The following is a 26239-nucleotide window of genomic DNA, read 5'->3' on the forward strand; positions in this document are numbered from 1 at the left end:
CCCAGTCCAAGTCCCGTTCACCACGAGTCTTAGAGCACGCGCCAGCGCGGCCGCGTTCGTGGCCGCCGTCTTGCCTTCTCGGTGGGCGTCACGATTCACTCACGGCGCCCAGGCGCCCCACCGAGGAGGAGACCATGTACAGCATCGATCGCAGCATCCGTATCCGCCGGCTTTCGTGGACCGCGCTCGTCGTGGTGCCGTTTGCGCTCGCGGCGTGCGGCGGCGACACCGCCGAAGCGCGCCCGGCACATTCCGGCACTCCGTCCGTCACCGCGCAACCGCCCGAGGGATCGGCGGCCGGCCACATGACGCCTGCGGGCGCATCGTCCAGCACCGCGCGGGTAGACCGGTCGAAGATGACGGTGACCACGGCGGTCACGTACGAGAACGCCGAAGACGTGTTCAAGGCGGGCCACTATCCCGAGGCGGCCGCGATGTTCGAGAGCTACGTGGCTTCCAACCCCGGGAACGCGTTCGGCTTCTACATGCTCGGCCTCTCCACCTGGAAGGCGGGCGACTTCTCGCGCGCCGAGGGCGCGTTCGACACGGCCATCAAGCTCGATTCCACGTTCGTGAAGAGTTACTTCAACTCGGCGCGCGTGCTGCTGGACATGAAGCGGGCGCCCGAGGCGCTGGAGCGCATCGAGAAGGGGCTGAGCCTGGACTCCACGTCGGGTGACGGGCTGCGCCTCAAGGCGCGGGCGCTGGCGCAGAGCGGCAACGTGGACAGCGCGATGGCCACGTACCGCCGTCTGCTCGTCATCAACGACGAGGACGTGTGGGGGCTCAACAACCTGGGCGTGCTGCTGCTCGACTCCGGGGACTTCCAGGGCGCGCTGGGCCCGTTGGCCCGGGTGGTGCAGCTCAAGCCGACGGCGCCGCTCTTCCAGAACAACTTCGGCATGGCGCTCGAGCGGTCGGGATACCCGGTGGCCGCCAAGCATGCGTATGAAGCCGCGGTGCGCGACGACTCGACCTTCACCAAGGCGGTGACGAACCTGCGGCGGCTGCGCGGCATCGTCACCGACTCCACGGCCGTGGACGACGTGAACCCGCAGGATCTGGCCGAGCAGTTCCGCCAGCGGGTGAAGACGTGGAAGGACAGTGCGACGACGGGCAAGGTAGGACGGTAGGACGGTAGGACGGTAGGACGGTAGGACGGTGAACAGCGGCCGAGCTCCGCGGACGAGGTCCGCGGAGCTCGGTTGCGTTCGGGACGTCGATGCGCGCATGCTACGTCCGGCGCGGGCGCAAAACAAATCCGGGCGCGCTCCGTAGGGACCCGGGACGAGCCAACCGTCGAGGGGTATCGGTTGTCTAATCGGCACGGTTGCCCGTTCGCCCGCCTCCGCCCCCGGGGATCCCGATGTTCAATCTGAAGCTCGCCTTCCGGACGCTGTTCAAGTCGCCCTTCGTCACCGGCGTCGCCATTCTCTCGCTGGCGCTGGGCATCGGAGCGAACGCGGGCATCTACTCGATCTTCAACCAGCTTCTCCTGCGGCCGCTCCCCGTGCCGCACCCGGAGCGGCTGGTGAATTTCGGCGCGCCGGGTCCCAATCCGGGCTCCCAGTCGTGCGGCCAGGCCGGCGGGTGCGACGAGGTGTTCAGCTATCCGATGTTCCGCGATCTCCAACGCGCGGAGACGGGATTCAGCGGCATCGCCGCCCACTGGCTCACCGGCGCCAACATCGCGTACCACGAGCAGACGGTGAGCGCCGACCAGATGCTCGTGTCGGGCTCGTACTTTCCGGTGCTCGGCCTGAATCCGGCGCTGGGGCGCCTGCTGGGGCCGGCCGACGATCAGGGAATCGGCGACAACTACGTGGCCGTGCTGAGCTACGACTTCTGGCAATCGCACCTGGGCGGGAGCTCCGCGGTGCTCAATCAGCCGATCGTGGTCAACGGCCAGACGATGACGATCGTGGGCGTGGCGCCCAAGGGATTCCAGGGCACCACGCTGGGCGCGACGCCGGCGGTGTTCATCCCGATCAGCATGCGCACCGTGGTCAACCCGGGGTTCAAGGACTTCGAGAATCGCCGCAGCTACTGGATCTACGTGTTCGGCCGCCTCAAGCCCGGCGTGTCCATGAACCAGGCCCGGGCGCGCATCAACGCCGTGTACCACTCGATCATCAACACCGTCGAGGCGCCGCTGCAGACGGGGATGAGCGCCACGACGATGAAAGTGTTCCGCGCCAAGGAGCTCACGCTGGCCGACGGTCGCCGCGGCCAGAGCTCGGTGAGCGGGCAGGCGCGCACGCCGCTGCTGATGCTGCTGTCCATCACCGCGATCGTGCTGCTCATCGCCTGCGCGAACATCGCCAACCTGCTGTTGGCCCGCGCGGCGAGCCGCTCGCTCGAGATGGCCGTGCGCCTGTCGTTGGGCGCCACGCGGGCCCAGGTGCTGGGGCAGCTCCTGATCGAGTCGTGCCTGCTCGCCGTACTCGGCGGCGTAGCCAGCCTGGCCGTGGCGCACTGGACGGTGGGCCTCATGACGTCGCTCCTGCCGGCCGACGAGTCGGCCACGATGCAGTTCCATCTCAGCATGAACGCCGTGTGGTTCGCGGCGGCGCTGTCGATCGGCACCGGACTGCTGTTCGGGCTCTTCCCGGCGCTGCACGCCACGCGCCCCGACCTCGTCTCGGCGCTGCGCGACAACTCGGGCAAGGCGTCGGGCACGCGCGCCGCGGCGCGGTTCCGCACGTCGCTGGTCACGGCGCAGATCGCGCTGTCCATGGCGCTGCTCATCTCGGCGGGGTTGTTCATCAAGAGCCTGGGTAACGTGAGCCGGGTGGATCTGGGCATGAAGGTGGAGAACGTTTCCACCTTCGCCATCTCGCCCGTGCGCAACGGCTACCAGCCGGCGCGCTCGGCGGTGCTGTTCACGCGCGCGCAGGACGAACTGGCGGCCATCCCGGGCGTGACCGGGGTGACGGAGGCGCTCGTGCCGCTGCTGGCCGGCAACAATTGGGGGCAGGACGTTTCCGTGGAAGGCTTCAAGAAGGGACCGGACGTGGACGCCGGCTCACGGTTCAATGCCGTCGGACCGAACTATTTCCACGTGATCGGCATGCCCATGCTGTCGGGCCGCGACTTCACGGAATCCGATGCGCTGGGCGCGCCGAAGGTGGCGGTGGTGAACGAGACCTTTGCCAAGAAGTTCCATCTGGGGCGGGATGCGGTGGGCAAGCACATGTCGATGGGCAACGATTCGCTCGACATCGAGATCGTCGGGCTGGTCAAGGACGCCAAGTACAGCGACGTCAAGCGGGCCGTGCCGCCGGTGGTCTTCGTGCCCTATCGCCAGGACAGCACCATCGGCAACATCCACTTCTACGTGCGCAGCGCGGGCAATCCGCAGCAGGTGCTGCGCGCGATTCCCGGCGTGGTCAAGAAGCTCGACCCCAACCTGCCGGTGCAGGATCTCAAGACGCTGTCGCAGCAGGTGAAGGAGAACGTCTTCCTCGACCGCATGATCGGCACGCTGTCCTCGGCGTTCGCCCTGCTGGCCACGCTGCTCGCGGCGATCGGCCTCTACGGCGTGCTCGCCTACTCGGTGGCGCAGCGCACGCGCGAGATCGGCGTGCGGATGGCCCTGGGAGCCGACGGACCGCGCGTGCGCGCGATGGTGCTGCGGCAGGTCGGCGTGATGACGGTCGTCGGCGCGGTGATCGGGATCGTCGGCGCCCTCGCGCTGGGGCGCGGTGCGCGCTCGCTGCTGTACGGGCTGCAGGGGTTCGATCCCACCGTGATGGCGGTGTCCACGCTGGTGTTGGCGGCGGTCGCGTTCGGCGCCGGCTACGTGCCCGCGTTGCGCGCGTCGCGCACCGATCCGATGCACGCGTTGCGGTACGAGTAACGCCGCGCGCTACTGGCCGGGCGGCAACCGGAAGATGGCCAGTTGCGGGTGCAGCGATCCGGGCAGCGGCGCTCCCCCGGGAGCGGCAAAGCGCACGGTGATCGCCGACGCGCTGGCCGGCGTGTCCAGCCGCCAGAACGACATCGCGCCCGGCGCCATCTCCTGGACCGTGGCACCGGCGGAGATCGGACGCACCGGAATCGGAAACGGCAGCGTGCCGCCGCCGGCGCCCGAGATCGACGCCACGCTCGACCAGAGCGCCCGCAGGTTGCGCGAGGCGAACCGGTCAACCGGCGGCGCGATGGTCCGTGGCAGGCCGGGCAGGCTGTCGGTGAACAGCGCGAGCCCGAAGTTCGCGAACAGCGCGGCGAACGGCTGGCCCGTGGCCGCTTCGATGTCGGCGATGCCATCGGCCGGCCCGGTCTCGAGCTTGCGATAGAATTCGCTCCCCATCTGATCGCCCAGCCACCGCATTAGCGCCCAGTCGCCGCCGCGCCATGCCAGACCGAACTGGCCGTCGTTCTGCAACGTCAGGCTCACGGTGTCCGGCAACGTGGCGTAGTCATACGAATCGAGCATGAACCCGCGCGCGAAAGCGACCGCCGAGTCGGGAAGCAGCTGCGCCGGATCGGTGCGGCACGCCGGCGGCGGGCACCGGGCCTCGTAGTAGGCCGACCCCAACTCTTCGGCCACCAGGCTCAGCCCCTCGTCCATCCAGCTCGCCCCCGGCTGGCCATGGCTCACGATCGTATGCTGCGAGAAGTTGATCAGGTGCTGCATCTCGTGCAGAAACACCACCGGCACCTCGTCGTCCACGTCGCTCACGTTGTGCGCGCAGCTGAACTGCCCGCTCGGATCGGGCACGATCGAGTAGAAGATCTCGCCCTGATTGGAATTCGGATCGGCGCCGCCGTTGAAGTCCTCGGCGTTGAAGAACCCGGCCACGTATCCCTGCGAGTAACAGGTTGCGGCCGGCACGCCGGCATTGACCACGGGCGACAGCAGCATGATCACGCGCCCATTCCTGTCGATATCCGACGGCTGGCCGAATGCCGTCGTGTCGATCGGGTAGAGGGTGCGATCGAAATACTGGCCGTACTTTTGCAGCTGCGCCGCGGTGAATCCGCCGGATGGCGCGGCCACATCCTGGTACACGAGCACGCTGCCGCCCACGTAGTCCAGCCGAGCCGTCACGGACTTCCAGGCCGGATGCGCGGCGTCGAAGCTCGACAGCACATGGAAACTCCGCGTGCTCCCAACCGCCGGCGGCGCGAGCGAGGCCGCGGGGGCGCTGCTTCGTGACGCCTGGCTGAACGACGGTGATTGGGCGATCGCCCTGGCGCGCGCGAGGAGCAGGTGATCGACCGCGCGCTGCCGCGTGGGAATGAACGCGGCCGGGCCGCCCGTGGCCGGCGCCGCGCCCGCACCCGCCGCCGGCCACTGCATGGCCGGCGCGCGGTCTCCGGCGCTCGACGCCGCGGGCCCGAGGGTGGACAGTGTGTACGTCACGAGCTGAGCCGGCGCCTGGCCGGTGGGAAACTGCGCCACCACCAGATAGCGTGAGCCGCTGCCGGCCAGTGTCACCGTCACGCCACCGTTCGCGCAGTCCACCACCGTTGCCTGCGCCACGCCGAGCGTCACCACGCCGCTCGACGCGCACGGCGCGCTGCGCGCCAGCGCCGCGGGCGCGGTGGGGGCGTCGCCGGTGCGTGAGCATCCGACCACGGCCGTTGCGGCGATCATGGCGGGGAAGAGCGCGAGCGAACGCGGGGCGCGGGCGCCGACGCGTCCGCTGCGCCGCTCGCGCGAAGACGCGGAGCGAACGTCGAACATGGGGAGTGTACGGTTGGGGGGGAACGACAGGCTGGCGACGGCGGGGCTCGACGGGAGCGCCGGCGGCCATGGCGCCGCCGGTCAGGGTACTAATACCACCCGGACGTCATCCGAGTTCACTTCTCGTTCGGGTCCCTGTTCACGGTAAGCGTCGTTTCCAGATATTTCCCGTCAGCAAAAAGCCTGATCGTGTAAACGCCTGGTTTGATTTGTGGCGCGGCGACCGGTCTTCGCGCGGCAGCGCCGCCGGCGGCGGCGCCAGACGTATCGCGCTTGGCCTCGGCGCGGAGGTTCCACCACACGCGGTCGATGCCGGCGTCCGCCGGCCCGCTTAGCGTGCGCACCGTGTTGCCCGTGGCGTCGAGAATGGTCAACCGGACGCTGTCCGCCGCCGCCGATCTCAGATAGTAGTTGAGCGACGCGCCGTAGGGCGGGTTCTGCCCCACGTTCGCCGGCGGATCGAACTCGGCGCCGAAGCTCGTGGCCGTGGTCGCATCGCGCAGATGGAACAGATAGGCGGGCCGCGGCTGGAACAGCCAGCGGTCGGCGGCGAGCACGGCCGGCGTGAGCTGCTGCAGCGGCGTCACGTCGTCCATGATCCAGAAGCCACGCCCCCAGGTGGCGATCACGAGATCGTTGAAGTCGGGCTGCACTTCCATCCAATTGAGCGGCACGTGCGGCAGGTCGTTCTGCGCGTTGACCCACGACGCGCCGTCGTCGAGCGACAGGTACAGCGAGTTCTCGGTGCCCAGGTAGAGCAGCCCCGGCCGCACCGGGTCGTCGCGGATGATGCGCGCGTAGCTGAACACGCTGTTCGGGATGCCGCGGCCGATGTCCGTCCAGGTGCGGCCGTAGTCGTCGGTGCGGTACACGTGCGGCGCATTGTCGGCCGCGCGGTGGCGATCGATGGTCACGTAGGCGCCGCCCTTCACGAAGTGCGACGGCTGGATGCTGGTCACGTTGCCCCAGGATGGGAGCCCGGGGATCGCGGCCGTGACGTCGGTCCACGTCCTGCCGCCGTCGCGCGTGACGTGGACGAGGCCGTCGTTGCTCCCCGCCCAGACCACGCCGTCCTCGATCGGCGACACGGCGATCGCGTACAGCGAGCACGGGATGTCCTGGTTGTCGTTGCCCAGATCGCCGGGCGCGCGCTCCCTGGCCTTGTCGTTGCGCGTGAGATCGGGACTGATCGTCTTCCACGTCTTGCCGTCGTCGGTGGTCAGGTGCACGTACTGGCTGCCCGCGTACAGCCAGTGCGGATGGAACGGGGACGTGGCGATCGGGACGCTCCAGTTGGTGCGGAACTCGCGCGTGTCCACGCCGCCGCGGCCCTCGCCGCCGCGGCCGCTGGGCCACGGGCTGGCCGGCTGCCCTATGCGGGTTGTCGTATTGAAGCGGCTCACCCCGTTCGAACTGCTGTACCAGATGACGGCGTCGTTGGCGGGATCGGGGATCGCCCACCCGCTCTCGGCGCCGCCGCCCCACCGCCACAGGCCCTCGGGGATGATGCCGATGCCATCGGGCGCGCTGCCCACGCCCGTGCTGCCCAGCAGGCTGTTGCTCGGGCCGTAGAACACCGGGCCGTCCTGGCGCGAGCCGTACACGTCGTACGGCATCCGGCGGTCGGTGGCCACGCGGTTGATCTGCGCGTCGGGGAGATCGACGTGGAACCACGACCGCCCGCGGTCGCGCGAGATGTTCACGTAGCGGTCGTTGGCGATGATGATGCGGTTGCCGTCCACCGGATCGATCCAGATATCGTGGTGGTCGGGAAAGAGGCCCGGCACCTCGACGTTCGTCGCGCCGCCGTCGTGCGACCGGTACACCGACTGCGTGAGGAAGAACACGTCGTCGGGATCGTCGGGCAGGACGCCCATCTTGGAGAAGTAGCGCGCCCGGCGATTGATGTTGGGATCGCGGCTCGTGAGCTTCCAATTGGCCCCGCCGTCGTCGGAGCGCCAGAGATTGCCCTGGTCGGCGGTCTCGATCAGCGCGTAGACGCGCTCGTGGTCGCTGGGCGCGATGGCGAGCGCGATCTTGCCGATGGGCGCGTGCGGCAGCCCGTGGCCGGTGAGATGGGTCCACGTGGTCCCGCCGTCGCGCGACATGTAGATGCCGCTGCCCGCGCCGCCGCTGAAGCTCGTCCAGGGATGGATCTCGAGCTGCCAGGTGGCCGCGAACACCACGCGCGGGTTCACGGGGTCGATGACGACGTCGATCGCGCCGGTGTTCTGGTCCACGAACAGCACCCGCTGCCACGTGTGGCCGCCGTCCGTGGTGCGGAACACGCCGCGCTGCTGCTGCGGTCCGTAGCTGTGTCCCATCGCCGCCACGAACACGACGTTGGCGTTGGTGGGATCGATGGCCACGCGCCCGATGCGCCCCGTGGAATCGAGCCCCATGTGCGTCCACGTGGCTCCGGCATCGGTGGACCGGTACACGCCGTTGCCGATCTCGATGTTCGGCCGGATGAACGGATCGCCCGTGCCCACCCACACCGTGCGGGGATCGGTGCGCGCCACGGCGATGGAGCCGATCGACGCCACATCCTGGCCGTCGAAGATCGGATGCCAGTGCAGCCCGCCGTCGTCCGACTTGAACACGCCGCCCGACGGCGTGCCGGCGTAGATCACCTCGGGGTTGCCGGGGACGCCGGCCACGGCGTTGATGCGGTTGCCGGGCGCGCCCACGTAGCGATAGCGCAACTGCCCGAACGTGGCCGCCGGCGGCGTCTGCCCCGCGGCGCGGGGAGCGGACCAGAACGTGCAGGCGCACGCCACGACGAGCGCCGCGGTGTGGCGGCGCAGATCCATTCCAGACATCAACAACCTCCGGTGACCGGCAGCGGTGGGTGCGGCCCGGGGGAAGACCGCGCGGCGGGTCCTACGTCCAGCTCAGATCGTGCTTGGACAGCGGCAGCGAACGCACCCGGTTGCCCGTGGCCGAGTAGATCGCGTTGCACAGCGCCGCGACGGCGGGGGGCAACGCGGGCTCGCCAAGGCCCGTGGGTGGGAAGTTCGTGGTGAGGAAGTGCACCTCCACCGGCGGCGCCTGGCGCAGGCGGAGCAGATCGTAGTTGTTGAAGTTGCCCTGCACGGTGCGGCCCGCTTCGATGGTGATCTCCTGCGCCAGCGCTTCGGAGATCCCGTCGAGGACGGCGCCCTGCGCCTGATTCTCGGCGTTGATCGGGTTGATCACCTGGCTGCCGATGTCACCCGCCACCCACACCTTGTCCACCTTGAGCACCCCCGCCCGGCTCACCGTCACCTGCACCACCTCGGCGAAGTAGCCGCGATGGCTGAAGTGGAACGCCACGCCCTGCGCCGTGCCCCGTGGGAAGGTCTGCTTGCCCCATCCGGACTTCTCGGCCACCAGTTCGAGCACGCCCTTCATGCGCTCGGCGTCCATGGCCGCGCCGCTCTCGACGCCGGCCAGCAGATCGCGCCGGAACTGCACCGGATCCGCGTGCGCCGCGTGCGCCAGTTCGTCGATGAACGACTGCATCACGAACGCGATGGCGTTGCTGCCGGGGGCGCGCAGCGCGCCGGTGGGCACGCCCAGCGGCATGGTCGACGCGCCGAACGAGAAGTTGGCGATGAACCGCGACGGGAATTCCGTGGGGGCGATGCTCGCGCTGGCCGCGTAGTGCTCGCCCTCGCCGAACGTCACGAAGTGGTCCTTCCACGCCACCAGCTTGCCGCCGGCGTCCACGCCGCCCGTGAAGTAGTGGAACCCCGCCGGACGGTAGAAGTCGTGGCGCATGTCGTCTTCGCGCGACCAGAGCAGCTTGACCGGCACGCCCACGCGCTTGGCGATCGCGGCCGCCTCGAGCATGTAGTCGTTGTTGAGCCGGCGTCCGAACCCGCCGCCGCTCCGCGTCATGTGGACGATGATGTCGTCCTCCTTCATGCCCAGCGTCTTGGCCACCATCGTGCGGCCCCGCGCCGGCATCTGCGTGGGCGCCCAGATCTCGAGCTTGCCGTCGTGATACGACGCCGTGCAGTTCTGCGGTTCGAGCGTGGCGTGCGAGATGAACGGATAGAAATACGCCGCCTCGACCACGTGGGCCGCGCCCTTGAGCGCCGCGTCGGCGTCTCCGTCGTTGCGCAGCGAGCGCATGGGCGCCTGCTTGGACAGCGCGGCCGCCTGCTCGGCGAACGACGCGCTGCTCTGGTCCGCCGTGGGCCCTTCGTCCCACGTGACGTCCAGCTTCCGGCGCGCCGAGTTCGCGGCCCACCAGCTGTCGGCAACCACCGCCACGCCGCTGAGCAGTCCTTCGAGCCCGTTGTCGGGCGCGCCGTCCACGACGAACGCGTGGCGCACGCCCGGTTCCGCCTTGAGCGCGTCCACGTTGGCGTTCTTCACCTTGCCCGCGAACACCGGGCACTTCTCGAACACGGCGTACAACATGCCCGGCAGCGTGACGTCGATGCCGTAGAGCGGCTGTCCGGTGACGATGGCGTGATTGTCCACACCGTGCACCGAGGTGCCGATGATCGTGAAGTCCTTGGGGTCCTTGAGCTTCACCGCGTTGAGATCGGGTGCCGGGATCGTGGCCGCCCTGTCCACCAGCGCGCCGTAGGCGAGCGTGCGCTTGCTCGGCCGATGCGTGACCACGCCGTGCGCGGTGTCGCACTCCGATGCGCTCACGCCCCACGTCTGCGCGGCGGCGGCTACCAGCATGGCGCGGCCGGCGGCGCCCACGCGGCGCATGGGCAGCCAGTTGAACGGTGTGGCCAGGCTGCCGCCGGCCCACTGGTTCTCGAACTTCGTGGTGTCGAGTATCGCCTGCTCCACGCGGACGTTCTTCCAGTCCACGTCGAGTTCGTCGGCGATGATCATCGGCAGCATCGTCTTCACGCCCTGCCCGATTTCCGGATTCTTGGCCATGATCGTGACCATGCCGTCGGGCGTGATGCGGATGTACGCGTTGGGCGTGAAGTCGCCGGACGCCGTCGTGGCGGCGTGGGCCTCGGCGTCGCCGAATCCCGGGAAGTACGTGGAGAGCAGCAGTCCGCCGCCGGCGATGGCCGACACGCGGAGGAAGTCTCGGCGGGTGACGGGAGAGGGCGTGCTCATTGGGTGGCCTCCATGCTCGCGGCGTGATGGATGGCTTCCCGGATGCGGAGGTACGTGTTGCACCGGCACAGGTTCCCGCTCATGGCCACGTCGATCTCGGCGTCGGACGGATGCGGATTCTTCTCGAGCAGGGCGGCGGCGGCCATGAGCTGGCCCGCCTGGCAGTAGCCGCACTGGGGGACGTCGAGTTCTTCCCAGGCGCGCTGCAGCCGGTGCGCGCCGTCGGGGGAGAGCCCCTCGATCGTCGTGACCTCGGCGCCCGCGACCGTGGAGATCTCGCGGCGGCAGGAGTGCGTGAGCACGCCGTTCACGTGCACCGTACAGGCGGCGCAGCGGCCGATGCCGCAGCCGAACTTGGTGCCCTTGAGATCGAGGACATCGCGCAGCACCCAGAGCAGCGGCATGTCCGGGGGCACGTCCACGGAGTGGGACGTCCCGTTGACTTTGAAGGTGACGGTCATGCGCGGAGCCCTCGGCGTTCGGCGGTTGCCATCGACCCCCGGGGGGACCGGGGTCGTTTGGGAATGTACGCAGGGGGCGGCGCGGCGTCGAACCCAGCGGGGGCGGAGGCTCCTCCGCCGCCGCCGGCACGATGATTTGCTATGTTCCCGTGCACCCCCCGCGTCCGCCGACCCGAGCCACCACCATGCGCCGCCTCGCCTTCCTCTCCGCCCTCGCCGCGTCCCTCCTCGTCCCCGCGGCGTCCGCCGTCGCCCAGACGCAGACCCACGACCTCGTCATCCTCGGCGGCTGGTTGTTCACCGCCACCGATACGGTCCGCATCCACAACCCCGGGATCCTCATCCGCGCCGGCAAGTTCCAGCGGGTGGGCGGCGATCTATCGGAAGTCAAACCCGGCGCCGACACCATCCGGCTCACCGACGACGAGACGATCACCCCCGGCATGTTCGATCTGCACGCGCACTACGCGATGATGCTGTTCGGCAACGGCCGCGTGGATGAGACCAGGGCCTATCCGTCGCTCTTCCTCGCCAACGGGGTGACGAGCACCTGGCCCGCCGGCGAGATGAACCCCGACTCGATGCGCGCGCTGCGCATCCGGATCAACCGCGGGCTGGAACCGGGCCCACGACTCCTCAACTCCGGCCCCTACTTCGGCACGGCGCGCCCGGGCTGGCCGCACGACATCTCGGTGGATTCGATCGACGCCGAGGTGGACCACTGGGCCGAGATGGGCGTGGGCGGGTTCAAGGCCAAGGGGATCAGGCCGTACCAGCTCCAGGCGCTCATCCAGCGCGCCCACGTGTACGGGCTCACCGTCACCGGCCACCTGGACTCCGGCTTCCACGACACGGTGAACCCGCGCGACGCGATCCTCATGGGCATCGACCGCATCGAGCACTTCATGGGCGGCGACGCGTATCCGGCCACCCGGAGCGCGTATGCGTCGCTCGAGAATTTCACCACCGCGACGTTCGCTTCGCCCGCGTACCAGCGGACCTTCCAGCTCTACATCCAGCACCACGTCTACTACGACGCCACGCTCAGCGCCTATGGCTACTTCGGCAAGCGCGACCCGCAGGTGTTCACCTATTTCACCGACGAGAAGCGCTTCCTCACGCCGTACATGCGCAAGATCGTGGATTCGCGCCCGCCACGGCCGCCGCTGGAGCAGTTCGAGAAGATCTACTGGGCCAAGCGCAAGGAGATCAAAGCGTTCTACGACGCGGGCGGCGGCAATCTCATCACGCTCGGCACCGACCATCCGAGCTGGGGCGAGTGGTTCACGCCATTCGCCGTGCACCGCGAGCTGCTGTCGTTCGTGCTCTCGGGAATTCCGCCCTACGCCGCGCTCCGCTTCGCCACCATCAACGCGGCGCACGCGATGGGCCTCGGCGACCGGCTGGGTTCCATCGAGACGGGCAAGTGGGCCGACGCCGTGATCGTCCACGGCAACCCGCTGGCCGACATCCGCAAGATGCGGTTCCCCGCGATCGTGATCAAAGCCGGCATCGTGTACGACCCCGCCAAGCTCACGAAGGCGGTGGAAGGGACCATCGGCCCCGCGACGCCGGCCGACACGGTGTTCTGGCTCGGGGGCACGAAGGGCGTGTTCCGCTAGGGAGCGCCCGCTACCACCGGCCTACGCGCTTCCCTAATTTGCCCGCAGCCCAGTCCCACCCCGGAGTCCGGATGTCGTCCCACGATCAACTCGCCGCGCTGCTCGCCCGCCTCTCGTACCGCGAGGGCGATTTCACGTTGGCGTCGGGCGCCAAGAGCACTTTCTACCTCGACGCCAAGCAGGTGACGTACCACCCCGACGGCGTCGAGTTGGTGGGCAACGCGGTGCGGCGCCTGGCGCAGGAATTCGGCGCCGACGCCGTGGGCGGGCCGACACTCGGCGCCGACGCCATCGTCCTCGCCGCCGTGTACGCTTCGGCCAAGAGCGACCGCCCGCTCACCGGATTCATCGTGCGCAAGGAAGCCAAGAAGTACGGGCTCGGCAAATGGGTGGAGGGCATCGATCCCAGGGGCAAGAAGGTCGTGATCGTCGAGGACGTGACCACGTCAGGCGGGTCGCTGCTCAAGGCGGTGGAGCACGTGCGCGAGGCGGGCGCGGAGATCGTCGTCGCGACCTCGGTGGTGGATCGCGAACAGGGCGGCGCGGCCGCGATCGAAGCGGCGGGGATCCCCTTCCGGCCGCTCTGCACCATCTCCCAAGTGCGCGCCGCGTTCCAGGACAACGAATGACGGCAGACTCGACGCCGGCGCCGTCGCTCCCCACGCTCGCCGAGTTGGAAGCCGCCGACCGCCTGGTGAAGGCGGTCATGCCGCCCACGCCGCAATACCGCTGGCCGCTCATCGATCGGCTGGTGGGTACCGCGGTGTGGGTGAAGCACGAGAACTACACGCCGGTGGGCGCGTTCAAGATCCGCGGCGGGCTCGTGTACATGGATCGCCTCAAGCGCGAACATCCCGAGGTGCAGGGCATCGTCACCGCCACGCGCGGCAACCACGGGCAGTCGGTGGCGTTCGCCGCGTCGCGCCAGGGACTCCAGGCCGCGGTCGTCGTGCCACACGGCAACAGCCGCGAGAAGAACGACGCCATGCGCGCGCTGGGCGCCGAGCTGATCGAATTCGGCGACGATTTCCAGGCCGCGCTGGAGCACGCGGTGGAGATCGCGCGGCAGCGCGGCTGGCACCGCATGCCTTCGTTCGACACCGGCCTCGTGGCGGGCGTGGGCACGTATTCCATGGAGTTGCTGCGCGCCGCGCCCGATCTGCAGACGGTGTACATCCCGATCGGACTCGGATCCGGCATCTGCGGCATGCTCGCGGCCAAGCAGGCGCTGGGCCGCGGCGTGGACGTGGTGGGCGTGGTGTCGTCCGCCGCGCCGGCCTACAAGCGGTCGCTCGAAGGCACCGAGTTGGTGTCGTGCGCCGTGGAGACGCGAATCGCCGACGGCGTGGCCTGCCGCACCCCCGACGCCACGGCGCTCGGGCTCATGCGCGGCCGCGTGGCTCGCGTGGTGGACGTGAGCGACGCGGAGGTGGCGCAGGCCATGCGCCACGCATTCAGCGCCACGCACAACGTGGTCGAGGGCGCGGGCGCGCTCGGCCTGGCCGCGGCGCTCAAGGAACGCGACGTGCTGCGCGGCCGCACGGTGGGCATCGTCTTCACCGGCGCCAATGTGGACACCGACGTGTTCGCGAAGGTGCTGCGCAGCGAGCTCTGACGCTCAGCGGTAGAGCCGGTACTTCGCGGCGTCCCGCCGGAACGCGCGGGACTGCGCGTCCAATCGCGGCAGCAGTCCGGCCACCGTCCCGGCGTCGATCGCCTTGCGCAGGACATCGCTGCCCGCCAGTTCATCCATGTGCGGCAGCGCCCATCGGAATTCGCTCGGGTGCGCGCGCCGGATCACCTGCAGCATATAGGCCGCCACTTTCACGGGCTGCACGAGGTCACGGTCGGTGACCGACACGTGCAGCATGGGAATGGCCCGGCCGCCCCACTTCTGACCGGCGGCGATGGTCCGCGAGGTGGAATCGAACCGCACGCCACCCAGGTGCATGCCGTTGAGTTCGCGCGCGATGGCGCCGGCGTCGGTGAGCCACCCCGCGCCCACGAGCTGGAACGGCGCCTCGGTGCCTCGCCCTTCGCTCAGATTCGTCCCTTCGAAGAACACCAGGCCCGGATAGAGCACCAGCGCGTCCATCGACCGCAGATTGGGCGACGGCTGCACCCACGGGATCCCGGTCTCGTCGTACCACATCGAACGACGCCATCCGTCCATGGGGATCACGTGCACGTCGGCGTGCACCTGCCCGGTGCCGGCCAGATACCGCAGCAACTCGCCGGGCGTGAGCCCGTAGCGCAGCGCCACCGGATACTCGCCCACGAACGATCGATATGCCGGATCGAGCACGCCGCCCTCCACCCGGTCACCGCGAATGGGGTCGGGCCGGTCGAGCACCACGAATGGCTCGTGCGCGCGCCCGGCCGCGTCGGCCGACAGCGCCATCGTCCACACGAACGTGTAGAACCGCGCACCGGCGTCCTGGATGTCGTACACCAGCACATCCACGCCGTCGAGCATCGCCGGCGTGGGCGCGCGCACGGCGCCGTACAGCGAATAGATCGGCACGCCGGTGGCCGCGTCGGTGTCCGACGCGATGCGCGCCCCTGCCTCGGCCGTCCCACGGATGCCGTGCTCGGGCGCGAACAGCGCCACGAGCTTCACGCCCGGCGCGTGGTACAACAGATCGATGTCGCTCCGCCCCTGCCGGTCGCGTCCGCTCTGGTTGGTGATCAGCCCCACGCGCTTGCCGCGAAGGAGCGACAGCGAGTCGCGGAGCAGCACCTCGATTCCGGGCACCACGCCGGCCGCCGCGGGGGCGGCCTGCTGCGCCCGCATCGGCGGCGCGCACGCCCCCAGCAGGATCACACCAAATGCCGGCAGCATGCGCCGAGCGCGGAACGGAGCGGTGGCGATCACCCGGGAAAGCTACCGCGCGCGAAATCGCCCGGCGAGAAAAACGCGGGGCACCCCCGGAGGAGGGCACCCCGCGCCCGACGCCCGCGATCGGAAACGAGCGTCAGAACCGGATCACGCGCAGCGGCGGCCGCGGCGCATACATCACGCGGGCCTCGATGCGCCGCAGCGGCTCCGGCGCGGCGGCGGGCATCGGCACGACGCGGACGCCCGGCGCCACCATGGCCCGCGGCGCAGCGGCGGGCATCGGCGGCATCGGCGGTGTGCTCTCGTCCATGTCCCAGCGCATGTTCGGCGCTTCGACGCGCACCCGCTCGAGCGACCGCTGCGCCTGATCCATGGCCCGCTGGATCGTCTCGCGGATCTGCGGCCCGTCGACGTTGATATTCATGGGCCCCTCGCCGTCGCCGCGGAACATGAAGGTCCGCGACGCACTCCCGAGCGTGGACGCCTTGACCGCCTTCACGTGCACGGTCTTGAACCGGCCGTCGGCGTACACCTGCAGCGCCACGTCGTCACCCGGCTTGACCTTGGACATCGCCTTCTGGAGCCGCTGGAGCCGCGCACTCGACACGTAGTGGTCGCCCGCGTCCGCGCGATCCACCTTGAGATCCACGCCGTTGATCGCGGCAATGCGATTCCCCTCCTCCAGTCCCGCGGCCGCCGCCGGACTGTCGTCATCCACCCCCATGATCAACACACCCAGCGTGTCGCGCTTGCTCCCCGCGATGCCGAGCGAGACACCGAGGGCGGCTCGATTCTCCATGTCGCCGGTGATCCTCGCCATCGGATCGCCGTACAGGTCCTGGGAATTCACCGTCTTCACGGTCACGACTCTGGACTGCCCGTTGTGGTAGACGTGCAATGTCACGTTGTCACCCGGCTTGACCTTGCCCAGCTCGCGCGTGAGACGGCGCGCCATGGCATCGGCCATCTCGGAATCGCCGATGTCGATGCGTTCGAGTTTCAGATCGATTCCGTTGATGGACTGGATGCGATCACCTTCCTGGATGCCGGCCTTGCCGGCCGGGCTGTTGGAGGTGACGTCGGTGACGAGCAGGCCGAGCGTGTCGCGCGCGTCGCCCGTGGACGTGGTCACGCCGATCACCGCCCGCGGCGTCTCGTCGCTGCTGAACGACATCGTCCGTACGTTGGCACCGGGGTCGCGGCGGATGACGACCTGGCCCAGCACGGGCGTAGCCAACGCGCCCGCGGCCAGTACGAATGGAATGAACAGTCTTGTGCGCATGGTGCTTGGGTTCTCCCGGTGTGTGGGGCTTCGGGAGCTTGGACACGGGGTGACAGGACGAGGGTTTACCTGGAGAGCCGGTAGGACGGTAGGACGGTAGGGGAGTAGGACGGATGACTGCGGAACGCCGTTCCCCACGACCCCCCTACCCTCCTACCGCCCTACTCTCACGCACGCCCCGAATCGCCCATATTATGGCCCATGCCCCCGCCCGACCTCCATAACTTCCTGCACCACTGGCAGGACGAAGCCGACGCGGCCTTCCTGTACCGCATCCTGGCCGGATTCGAGCACGACCCCAAGAAGAAGCACATCTATCTCGAGCTGGCCAACGTGGAAGACCGGCACACCGAGATCTGGGAGCGCTTGCTCACCGAGAACGGACGGCCTCCCGGCACGTTCCGCCCCACCGCGCGTACGCGGCTCCTGGCGCTGTTGGGCCGTTGGCTCGGCCCCGGGTTCCTGCTCCCGATGCTGCTCGCCGAGGAAGGACGCGAGGTCAAAGGGTACCTCAACATGCACCGCGGCACCGCCGTGGGAGCGCCCGGCAAGGAAGAGTCGCTCACGCTGGCGCGGGAGAGCGCCGGGCACGCGAGCACGCTCGGCACGATGGCCGGCCGCGAGGGCGAGCCCTGGCACCGCACCGAGTCGGGCGGCTTCCTGCGCAACGTCGTGTACGGCTTCAACGACGGCCTCACCGCCAACTTCGGGCTCGTGGCCGGCGTCATCGGCGCCTCGGCCGCCGACCAATCGCACGCGGTGATCGTGGCCGGCGTGGCCGGCCTCATCGCCGACTCGTTGTCCATGGGGTCGAGCGGGTACCTGGCGGCCAAGAGCGAGCAGGAGGTGTACGCCCACGAGATCGCGATGGAGCGCGACGAGATCGCGCTCATGCCCGAGGTCGAGCGCGATGAGCTGGCCCTGATCTACCAGGCCAAGGGCATGGACGCGCAGGCGGCGCACGCCCTGGCCACCGAGGTGATGGCCGATCCGGAGCGCATGCTCGACGAGCAGGTCCAGGAGGAGTTGGGGATCGGGGATCGGGCCATGTCCCCGCTGCGCGAGGGGTGGGTGACGGGAACAGCCACGGCCATCGGCGCGTTCATCCCCGTGGCGCCCTTCCTCATCTGGTCGGGCACCACCGCCATCGTCGTCTCGTTCGGCATCTCGATGCTCTCGCACTGGGTGGTGGGCGCGGCGCGGTCGGTGTTCACGGGCCGCAGCGTATTCCGGTCGGGCATCGACATGTTCGTGGTCGGGCTCGGAGTGGCCGCGGCGGGGTATTTCGTGGGTGCGTGGATCGGCCACCTCCTCTAGCACTACATTTATCCCGCATGAAGCGCATCGGAACGATCGTCGCGATGTTGGCCATCGCCGCCTCCACCGCGTCGGCGCAGGGCGGATTGTCGGCCGGCCACCTCGGCGCCGCGTTCGGCGTGAGCGTTCCTACCGGCTCGCTCGCCAGGTCGTACAGCTCGGGGTTCAACCTGGCCGGCGTCGCCGAGTACCAGGCGCCCGGACAGGTGATGAGCGTGCGAGGCGAGCTGTTCTACGAGCGGTTCCCCTCCAAGGCGGGAACGGCCGACGGACACGCCAGCCAGACGGCGGCCGGCATCATCAATGCGGTGTATCATTTCCAGGGCTCGTCGTTCCACCCGTATCTGATCGGCGGCATGGGGTTGTACAAGGTCACGGGAAACGGCGCCAAGCCCGGCTTCAACGGCGGCGTGGGCATCCAGATTCCGCTCACCGGAATGACCGCTTACTTCGAAGTCCGGTTGCACAAGGTGCTCACGGATGGTAGTTCCTATGTCACCCTGCCCGTCACCTTCGGGCTGAGCTTCTAGTAGCGGATCGCCAATGTCACCCAGCGCACAAACTCCCGCGTCCCTGAAGGGCAACGACATCCACGTGTGGCACGCCACCCTGGCCGCCACGCCCGAGAACCTCGCCGGCGCAGCGCAGATGCTGCCGGCCGCGGAGCGCGAGAAGACGGCGCTCGTGGGGAGCGAGGCGCAGCGGGCGCGCCTCACCCTCTCCCGCGCCTGGGTGCGGGGGATCCTCGCCAAGTACCTCAGCCAGCCGGCGTCCGAGATCGCCATCCGCCGTTCCGCGCGCGGCAAGCCGCAGGTGGTGGCGGGCAACAATGACCAGCCGCTGCAGTTCAGCGTCTCGCATTCCGCCGATCACATGCTCGTGGCGGTCACGCGGGGCGACGACGTGGGCGTGGATCTCGAGCGGATGACGCGTCTGGCCGACGTGGAGCGAATCGCGGCCCGCTTCTTCGCCCGCGGCGAGTACGACGCCTTGCTCGCCCTCCCACCCGACCAGCGCGCCGACGCGTTCTTCCGTGCCTGGGTGCGCAAGGAGTCGGTGGTCAAGGCGCTGGGCACCGGCATCGCCACGGCGTTCGACGCGTTCAGCGTGACGCTGGGCAAGGAACCGCAGCACGAGATCGACGTCACCGGCATCACCGGCATCGATCGACAGCGGCTGTGGGTGCGGCTGGTGGACATCGGCCGCGTGGACTACATCGCGGCGGTGGCGTTCGGCCACCCTGACGCCAAGGTCCACTATTCCGAGTGGACCTGAGCGCCGGCGCTAGACGACCAGATTGAGCAGGCGGTTCTTCACGTAGATCACCTTGCGCGGTGATCCGGTGACGAACTTGGCGATCGTCGGCTCGGCGAGCGCCGCTTCCAGCGCCGCGGCCTGCTCGGCATCCATGGGCACCTGCACGGTGCCGCGCGTCTTCCCGTTCACCTGCACCGCCACCGTCACCGAGTCCTCGGCGGCGAGCTGCGCGTCGAACGCGGGCCATCCGTCGTCGAACACGCTGCGATCGTGGCCGAGCATCTCCCACAGCTCCTCGGCCACGTGCGGCGCGAACGGCGCCACGAGCTGCACCAGCGGCTCCACCTCGTTCACGTGCGGCACGCGGTCGTGGGCGCGGAGCACGTTCACGCACTCCATCATCGCCGCGATCGCCGTGTTGTAGCTCAGCGCCACGATGTCGTCGGTCACCTTGCGGATGGTCTGGTGCACCTTGCGCAGCACGGTCGCCTCGGGATCGCCGGCCCGCACCGCCTCGTGGGCCGACGTCCACAGCCGATCGAGGAACCGCCGCACGCCGGAGATGCTCTGGTCGCGGAAGTCCCCGCCCTCCTCGTACGGGCCCAGGAACATGAGGTACGTGCGGAACGAGTCGGCACCCCAGCGCTCCACGTACTCGTCGGGGTTCACCACGTTGCCGCGGCTCTTCGACATCTTGGCCCCTTCGCGCACGATCGTGCCGTGGGCCCGGAACCGCGTGAACGGCTCCTCGAACGCCAGCAGGCCGGCGTCGTGCAGCACCATGGTGATGAAGCGCGAGTACAGCAGGTGCAGCACGGCGTGCTCGTTGCCGCCGATGTACGAGTTCACCGGCAGCCAGCGCCGGGTGATCTCGGGGTCGAAGGCCACGTCATCGCGGTCGGCGCTGGGATAGCGCAGGAAGTACCACGAGCTGTCGAGGAAGGTGTCCGACACGTCGGTCTCGCGGCGGGCCGGCCGGCCGCACGTGGGGCACGCCACGCGGTACCACGCCTCGTCCCGCGCCAGCGGCGAGATGCCGGAGTCGTCGGGCTTGAAGTCCTCGAGCACCGGCAGCACCACCGGCAGATCCTGCTCCGGCACCGGCACCGGCCCGCACGCTTCGCAATAGATGATCGGGATCGGGGGACCCCAGTACCGCTGCCGCGAGATGCACCAGTCGTGCAACCGGTAGTTCACCACCGGCTTCGCCGCGCCCCGGTCGGCCAGCCAGGCCACGATCGCGTGCTTGGCCTCGGGGACGGTGAGTCCGTTGAACTGCCCGGAGTTGACGAGCACGCCGGCCACGTTGTCGGTGAACGCCGCGTCCATCGGCGCCGCCGTCTCGTGCCCGTCGCGCCCCACCACGCGAACGATCGGCAGCCCGAACCTGAGCGCGAACTCGTGATCCCGCTCGTCGTGCCCGGGCACGGCCATGATCGCCCCGGTGCCGTATTCCATCAGCACGTAGTCGGCAATCCACACCGGCATCAGCGCGCCCGTGGCCGGGTTGATCGCGTATGAACCGGTGAACACGCCCGTCTTGTCCTTGTTCACCTTGCGCGTCACGATGTCCTGCTTGGCCGACGCCGCGCGGTAGGCCTCGACGTCGCCGCGCTGCTCGTCGGTGGTGAGCTGCTCGACCAGCGGATGCTCGGGGGCCACGACGAGGAACGTCGCGCCGAAGATCGTGTCGGCCCGCGTGGTGAACACGCGGATCTCCACCGGCGTCGAGATCACCTCGCCGCTCAGCCCGCCCCCGCTCACCGTGGCGCTGCCCGCGAATTCCATCAGGTCCTGCACGCCGAACGCCAGTTCCGCGCCCTCCGACTTGCCGATCCAGTTCCGCTGCGCCGACTTCGTGCTCTCCGACCAATCGAGCGTGTCGAGGTTGCCGAGCAGCCGGCCCGCGTAGTCGGTGATCCGGAAGAACCACTGCTCCAGGAATCGCTGTTCCACCTTGGTGCCGCACCGCTCGCACTCGCCGTTCACCACCTGCTCGTTGGCCAGCACCGTCTTGTCGAACGGACACCAGTTCACGGCGGCCGCCTTCTTGTAAGCCAGCCCGCGCTTGTAGAGCTGGATGAACAGCCACTGCGTCCACTTGTAGTACGCGGCGTCGGTGGTGGACAGCTCGTAGCGCCAATCCACCATCAGCCCCGAGCGGCGCAGCTGGCGCCGGAAGTTGGCGATGTTGCGCGGAATCAACTCGAGCGGATGCACCCCCACCTTCAGCGCGTAGTTCTCAGAGTGGATGCCGAACGCATCGTAGCCCAGCGGCTCGAACACCGTGTGGCCGCGCATTCGCTGATAGCGCCCGTGGATGTCGTTGCCCGTGAACGCGAACAGGTTCCCCACGTGCAGCCCCTCGGCCGAGGGGTAGGGGAACATCATGAGCGTGTAGTACGGGCGCGGCCCCGCGAGATCGGTGCGATTCGTGCCGCGCTCGTCCCAACGCGCCTGCCACTTCCGTTCGACCACGGAAGGGTCATACGCGGCCGGGAGATCGGCCGTGGGCGAATGGTTCGAGTCAGTCATGCGTTTGGGGTGGCGCGTCAGGCACTCGCGACGGCGGAACCGGACCCGCGCCAAAGGGCAATTGCCGAGTGATTCCGCAATTTACTTGGCCCCAGGAGGCAAACAAGCCAGATTGGTGACGGTGCCCGGCGCGGGGCACCACCTGCCGCCACGTTCCTGCCCCCGATGCCGCCCACGCTTCCGCCCGCACCCACCGCGACCTCCCCAAAACCCTTCGCCACCTCGGCGAGCGCGCTCTCCATGCGGCTCGTGCCGCTCTCGGCGCTTGCCGCGGCCATCATCCTGATCCCCCTGGCGATGTTCGCCAACCGCGAGATGGCGCGGTCGCTCCGCGCCCAGGCGGATTCCCGCCTGGCCACGGTGGCCAGGCGCTACGCGGCCCTCACCCTGGCGGTGGCGGCGGAACGACCCGGCGCCGCCGGCCCGGCCAGCCTCGCGGCCGACTCCGTGCTGCGGTCCACGCTCCAGGGGGTGTTCGCCACCGGTTCGGTGTCGGAGATCGGGGTGGAGCTGGCCGATTCCTCCGGCAAGGTGCTGATCGCCTCGCGCAACGCCACCAGCGACGACCTCCGCGCGTTTGCCGGCGCCGTCCGCATGCCCGGCGACACCGCGTTCACGTACGTCGGATCGCGGGGCCCCGAACGGGGCGCGCTGGCCACGGCCAACCTGGGCCAGTGGGTGATTCTGGCGCACGAGACCGTGGTCGACGCCGACGCCACCTACCGGCAGGTGCGCGCCTTCCTGGTCGGGCTGGCCGCGTTCCTGTTCGCGATCATGGTCGGCATCGGATTCGTGGTGGACCGGCTGGTGAACCGGCGCATCCGGCAGCCGGCCATGGAACTGGCCGCCCTCGCCGAAGCGGTGGCGGCCGGCGATCTCACGGTGCGGGTGACCGGCGTACGGTCCACCGACGAGATCGAGCGGCTCGCCCGCGCCCTCGCCAAGATGGTGAGCGAACTCGGCAGGCTGGCCCGCGCGCTCACCGATTCGGCGCACGAGACGGCCACCATGTCGTCCCAGATCACGACCAGCTCCGAGGAGATGTCCAGCTCCGCCGGCCAGATCGCCCACACGGCCAGCGATCTGAGCACCCAATCCGGCGCCATGGCGGAGTCCATCCAGTCCCTGGCCGCCGCAGCCGTGAACCTGGGGCCGTTGGCCGCCCGCATGGACGCCGGCGCCCACGAGGGCGTTGCCCGCAACGCGCGGCTCCGCGATCTGGCGCTCGAGAACCGCCGCCAGATGGACGACAGCACCGGCGCCCTTGCCGCCCTCACCGACGACGTCGCCGCCAGCGCCGCCGCGGTGCGCGCCCTGGTGGACGCGTCGCAGGAGATCCGCACCTTCGTCACGCTGGTACAGTCGCTGGCCCGCCATTCCAAGCTGCTCGCCCTCAACGCTGCCATGGAGGCGGCCCGCGCCGGCGAGCAGGGCGAGGGATTCTCCGTGGTCGCCGCCGAAGTGCGCCGCCTGTCGACCATGTCGTCGGACGCGGCCGAGCGCACGCAGCGCGTGGTGGCCGACGTGCTGGCCGGCGTGGAGCGCTCCAGCGAGAGCATGGACCGGATGGCCGCCACGGCGCGCGACGTGCGGCGCGCCACCGAGCAGGGTTCCGCCTCGTTCCGCCAGCTCGAGACCAGCGTGGCGGAGCTCGAGGCATGGACATCGTCCATCGAACTGGCCGCGGCCAGCACCAACACCGTGGTCCGCGAGATCACCGACCGCCTGGACGCGATCGCCCGCGGCACCGAGACGTTCGCCGCCGCCATGCAGCAGGTGGCCGCGGCCAGCGAGCAGCAGAGCGCCAGCACCGAGGAGATCGCCGCCGCGGCGGGCACGATGGCGCACGCCGCCGAACGGCTGGCCAGACTCGTGTCCAACCTGCGGATCGGCGACGCGCGGCCGAGCGGCGAGACGCGCACCGGCCGCGCGAGCGGCCCCGCGCCGGCGCGCACCAGCGGCGCCACCAGCGGCGCCACCAGCGGCGCCTCGGTGCTGCGCTGACCGGCTAGCGCAGGGCGCGGATCACGCGCCCCATCACGTCGAGCAGGACCTCGAGGCCCTGCACGGTGTGATCGCCCATGTGGCCCACGCGCACCGTGGTCTTGCGCAGCTCGTCATGGCCCGGCCCGATCACGTAGCCCTGCTCGTTGAGCGTGCGCACCACCGCCTCGGGATGGTCGCAGAGCAGGCAGGTGACCGTGGGCGAGCGCGCGCCGTCGCGGGCCAGCACGTCCACGCCCAGGCCGGCGTTGGGCAGCCCCTCGGCCCAATCCCAGCAGGCGCGCGCCATGCGCGCGTGCCGCTCGAACCGCGCCCCCAGGCCCTCGAGCTCGATGTCCGCCAGTTGGCGATCGAGCGCGTACAGCAGCGGAATGGGCGGCGTGGTGGGGCTCTGCGCCTTGTGCCAGAAATCGTCGTAGCGCGCGAGATCGAGCGCGTACCCGCGGTCGAACAACCCCCGCGCGCGATTGAGCAGACGCTCCGACGCGGCCACGAACGCCAGGCCCGGGGGCAGCGCCAGCGCCTTCTGCGATCCCGTGAACACGAGGTCGGCGCCCCAGGCGTCCATCTCCACCGGCATCGCCCCCACGCTCGTCACCCCGTCCACGAGCAGCATCGCGCTCGACGCCTCGTGCACCACGCGCGCGATGCCGGCCACGTCGCTGAGCGCGCCGGTGGACGTCTCCGAATGCACCACCGTCACCGTGTCGTACGTGCCGTGCTCGAGCGCCAGCCGCACCTGCTCCGGCGACACCGTCTCCCCCGGCTCGGCGATCACCCGCGTCACGTCGCGCCCGGTGAGCTCGGCGATCTCGGCGAACCGTTCGCCGAACGCGCCGCACACCAGCGCCAGCACCCGGTCGATGCTCCCGCACCGCACCGCCATCTCCATCGCCGCCGTGGCCGATCCGCCCACCACGTACACCGGCCGCGCGGTGCCGAACAGCGGATGCAGCCGTCCGTGGATCGTGCGCATGAGCAGTTCCATGGCGGCGCTGCGGTGCGAGATCATCGGATGGCACATCGCCTCCAACACCTCGGGGCGCACCTGCGTGGGGCCGGGCAGGAAGAACCGCTCGTCGCCCATCATGCGCCCGCCGTCGCCGGGGCCGCTTCGCACGCCGCGCGCAGCGCGCGCACCGTGGCCGGGTCGCCCATCACGATCAGCACCGACCCCACGTCCAGCCGCACCTCCGGCGACGGATTGTACGTGTACGCCTGGCTGCCCGGCTCGTGCACCGCCAGCACCAGCGCCTTGGTGCGCGCGTGCAGATCGAGTTCGAGCAGCGAGCGCCCCACGAACGGCGAGTCCGGCGGCACCGTCACCTCCTCGATGCGGAGGTTCTTGTTGGTGTCGCGCAGCATCATGTCGAGAAAACTCACCACGCTCGGGCGCACCAGTTCGCTCGCCATGCGCATGCCGCCGATCAGCGCCGGCGACACCACGCCATCCGCGCCCGCCTGGCGCAGCCGCGAGATCGACCGCTCCTGTCCCGCCCGCGCGATCACGCGGATGCCGGGCGCCAGTTGCCGCGCCGTGACCGTGGTGACCAGCGAGTCCTTGTCGAGCGTCGTGCACACCACGATGCCCGCCGCCCGCGCCACGCCCGCCTGCAGCAGCACCTGGTCGTCGGTGAAATCGGCCTGCAGGATCGGCACGTCCGGAAACTCCTCCTCGATGCGCTTCACCCGGGCTTCGTTGTGCTCGATCGCCACCACGGGGCGCTCCGTCTTCACCAGTTCGCGCAGCACCGCGATCCCCGTCGCCCCCACCCCGCAGACGATGTAGTGCTCCTCCATCTCCTTGATCGTCAGACGCATGCGCCGTCTCCTGAACCCCTGGGTCAAATCGCCTTCGACGACGAACGCCGTCACCACCGAGATCGCGTACACCACCGTGCTCGCCCCGAAGAACAACAGCGCCACGGTGAACGCCATCACGCCGCTGCTCCGCGACACGTCGATCGGCCCCGTGAATCCCGCCGTGGTCAGCACCGTCGCCGTGGCGTATACGGCCTCGATCCACGTGGTGCCGGGGCCGCCCAATGCGTGATACCCGAACACGCCGATCAGGAACGTCGTGGCCACCGCACCGGCAGCCACCGCCAGCCGCTGCCGGAGATCGTCGAGGGTCGTCCCGCGACTGCTCAT

19 protein-coding genes are annotated in these 26239 nt (G+C 69.6%); 9 read left to right on the forward strand and 10 right to left on the reverse strand.

The window, feature by feature from the left end; all coding sequences use genetic code 11:
- Window positions 1-88: 88 nt before the first annotated feature.
- On the reverse strand, window positions 89-370 hold the full coding sequence (locus VNE60_06025) for a hypothetical protein (protein HVB31069.1): 282 nt from the start codon (window positions 368-370) through the stop codon (window positions 89-91).
- On the opposite strand from VNE60_06025, the gene VNE60_06030 reads away from it, so the two are divergent.
- Both VNE60_06030 and VNE60_06035 read left to right on the forward strand, forming a co-directional pair.
- Window positions 357-1133 carry a tetratricopeptide repeat protein gene (locus VNE60_06030; protein HVB31070.1) on the forward strand — a complete coding sequence of 259 codons (777 nt, stop codon included), beginning with the start codon at window positions 357-359 and terminating at the stop codon, window positions 1131-1133. The genes VNE60_06025 and VNE60_06030 overlap by 14 nt on opposite strands.
- 233 nt (window positions 1134-1366) lie before the next feature.
- Window positions 1367-3859, forward strand: coding sequence for an ABC transporter permease (locus VNE60_06035; protein HVB31071.1), 2493 nt, complete (start codon window positions 1367-1369; stop codon window positions 3857-3859).
- Between the two features lie 9 nt (window positions 3860-3868).
- On the opposite strand, the gene VNE60_06040 is transcribed toward VNE60_06035, so the two are convergent.
- From VNE60_06040 to VNE60_06055, 4 genes are all read right to left on the reverse strand, one after another.
- Window positions 3869-5602 carry a hypothetical protein gene (locus VNE60_06040; protein ID HVB31072.1) on the reverse strand — a complete coding sequence of 578 codons (1734 nt, stop codon included), beginning with the start codon at window positions 5600-5602 and terminating at the stop codon, window positions 3869-3871.
- Between the two features lie 206 nt (window positions 5603-5808).
- Complete coding sequence (locus tag VNE60_06045; protein HVB31073.1) at window positions 5809-8514, reverse strand: hypothetical protein; 2706 nt, start codon at window positions 8512-8514, stop codon at window positions 5809-5811.
- Window positions 8515-8575: 61 nt separating this feature from the next.
- Window positions 8576-10771, reverse strand: coding sequence for a molybdopterin cofactor-binding domain-containing protein (locus VNE60_06050; protein HVB31074.1), 2196 nt, complete (start codon window positions 10769-10771; stop codon window positions 8576-8578).
- Entirely contained in the window at window positions 10768-11232 is a 465-nt protein-coding gene (locus tag VNE60_06055; protein ID HVB31075.1) for a (2Fe-2S)-binding protein, read from the reverse strand. The genes VNE60_06050 and VNE60_06055 overlap by 4 nt, the downstream gene beginning before the upstream one ends.
- Window positions 11233-11417: 185 nt before the next feature.
- Here VNE60_06055 and VNE60_06060 point away from each other — a divergent pair, with 185 nt between their 5' ends.
- The 3 genes from VNE60_06060 to VNE60_06070 all read left to right on the forward strand — a co-directional run bounded on the left by VNE60_06060 (window position 11418) and on the right by VNE60_06070 (window position 14469).
- Window positions 11418-12854, forward strand: a complete 1437-nt coding sequence (locus tag VNE60_06060; GenBank protein HVB31076.1) for an amidohydrolase family protein — start codon at window positions 11418-11420, stop codon at window positions 12852-12854.
- A gap of 71 nt (window positions 12855-12925) precedes the next feature.
- Entirely contained in the window at window positions 12926-13483 is a 558-nt protein-coding gene (gene pyrE, locus VNE60_06065; protein ID HVB31077.1) for an orotate phosphoribosyltransferase, read from the forward strand.
- Complete coding sequence (locus VNE60_06070; GenBank protein HVB31078.1) at window positions 13480-14469, forward strand: threonine dehydratase; 990 nt, start codon at window positions 13480-13482, stop codon at window positions 14467-14469. The genes pyrE and VNE60_06070 overlap by 4 nt, the downstream gene beginning before the upstream one ends.
- Before the next feature lie 3 nt (window positions 14470-14472).
- Here VNE60_06070 and VNE60_06075 read toward each other — a convergent pair whose 3' ends face one another.
- Both VNE60_06075 and VNE60_06080 read right to left on the reverse strand, forming a co-directional pair.
- Window positions 14473-15729, reverse strand: coding sequence for a DUF1343 domain-containing protein (locus VNE60_06075; protein ID HVB31079.1), 1257 nt, complete (start codon window positions 15727-15729; stop codon window positions 14473-14475).
- A 100-nt stretch (window positions 15730-15829) separates the two neighbouring features.
- Window positions 15830-16975, reverse strand: a complete 1146-nt coding sequence (locus tag VNE60_06080; GenBank protein ID HVB31080.1) for a PDZ domain-containing protein — start codon at window positions 16973-16975, stop codon at window positions 15830-15832.
- A gap of 201 nt (window positions 16976-17176) precedes the next feature.
- On the opposite strand from VNE60_06080, the gene VNE60_06085 reads away from it, so the two are divergent.
- Genes VNE60_06085 through VNE60_06095 form a run of 3 tightly spaced genes read left to right on the forward strand, consistent with a single transcriptional unit; the run spans window position 17177 to window position 19567 of the window.
- Window positions 17177-18292, forward strand: coding sequence for a VIT1/CCC1 transporter family protein (locus VNE60_06085; GenBank protein HVB31081.1), 1116 nt, complete (start codon window positions 17177-17179; stop codon window positions 18290-18292).
- A gap of 17 nt (window positions 18293-18309) precedes the next feature.
- A complete protein-coding gene (locus VNE60_06090) occupies window positions 18310-18822 on the forward strand; it encodes a hypothetical protein (GenBank protein HVB31082.1) in 513 nt (170 codons plus the stop codon).
- A 13-nt stretch (window positions 18823-18835) separates the two neighbouring features.
- The gene (locus VNE60_06095; protein ID HVB31083.1) at window positions 18836-19567 is read left to right on the forward strand and encodes a 4'-phosphopantetheinyl transferase superfamily protein; all 732 of its coding nucleotides are present in this window, start codon (window positions 18836-18838) and stop codon (window positions 19565-19567) included.
- 9 nt (window positions 19568-19576) lie between these two features.
- Here VNE60_06095 and leuS read toward each other — a convergent pair whose 3' ends face one another.
- A complete protein-coding gene (gene leuS / locus VNE60_06100) occupies window positions 19577-22084 on the reverse strand; it encodes a leucine--tRNA ligase (protein ID HVB31084.1) in 2508 nt (835 codons plus the stop codon).
- A gap of 240 nt (window positions 22085-22324) precedes the next feature.
- Here leuS and VNE60_06105 point away from each other — a divergent pair, with 240 nt between their 5' ends.
- Window positions 22325-24088, forward strand: a complete 1764-nt coding sequence (locus tag VNE60_06105; protein ID HVB31085.1) for a methyl-accepting chemotaxis protein — start codon at window positions 22325-22327, stop codon at window positions 24086-24088.
- A 4-nt stretch (window positions 24089-24092) separates the two neighbouring features.
- On the opposite strand, the gene VNE60_06110 is transcribed toward VNE60_06105, so the two are convergent.
- Together VNE60_06110 and VNE60_06115 are read right to left on the reverse strand one after the other, a co-directional pair.
- The gene (locus tag VNE60_06110) at window positions 24093-25208 is read right to left on the reverse strand and encodes an alanine--glyoxylate aminotransferase family protein (protein HVB31086.1); all 1116 of its coding nucleotides are present in this window, start codon (window positions 25206-25208) and stop codon (window positions 24093-24095) included.
- Window positions 25175-26239, reverse strand: a complete 1065-nt coding sequence (locus VNE60_06115; GenBank protein HVB31087.1) for an NAD-binding protein — start codon at window positions 26237-26239, stop codon at window positions 25175-25177. The genes VNE60_06110 and VNE60_06115 overlap by 34 nt, the downstream gene beginning before the upstream one ends.

The organism is Gemmatimonadaceae bacterium (assembly GCA_035533755.1).
Lineage (GTDB): Bacteria > Gemmatimonadota > Gemmatimonadetes > Gemmatimonadales > Gemmatimonadaceae > JAGWRI01.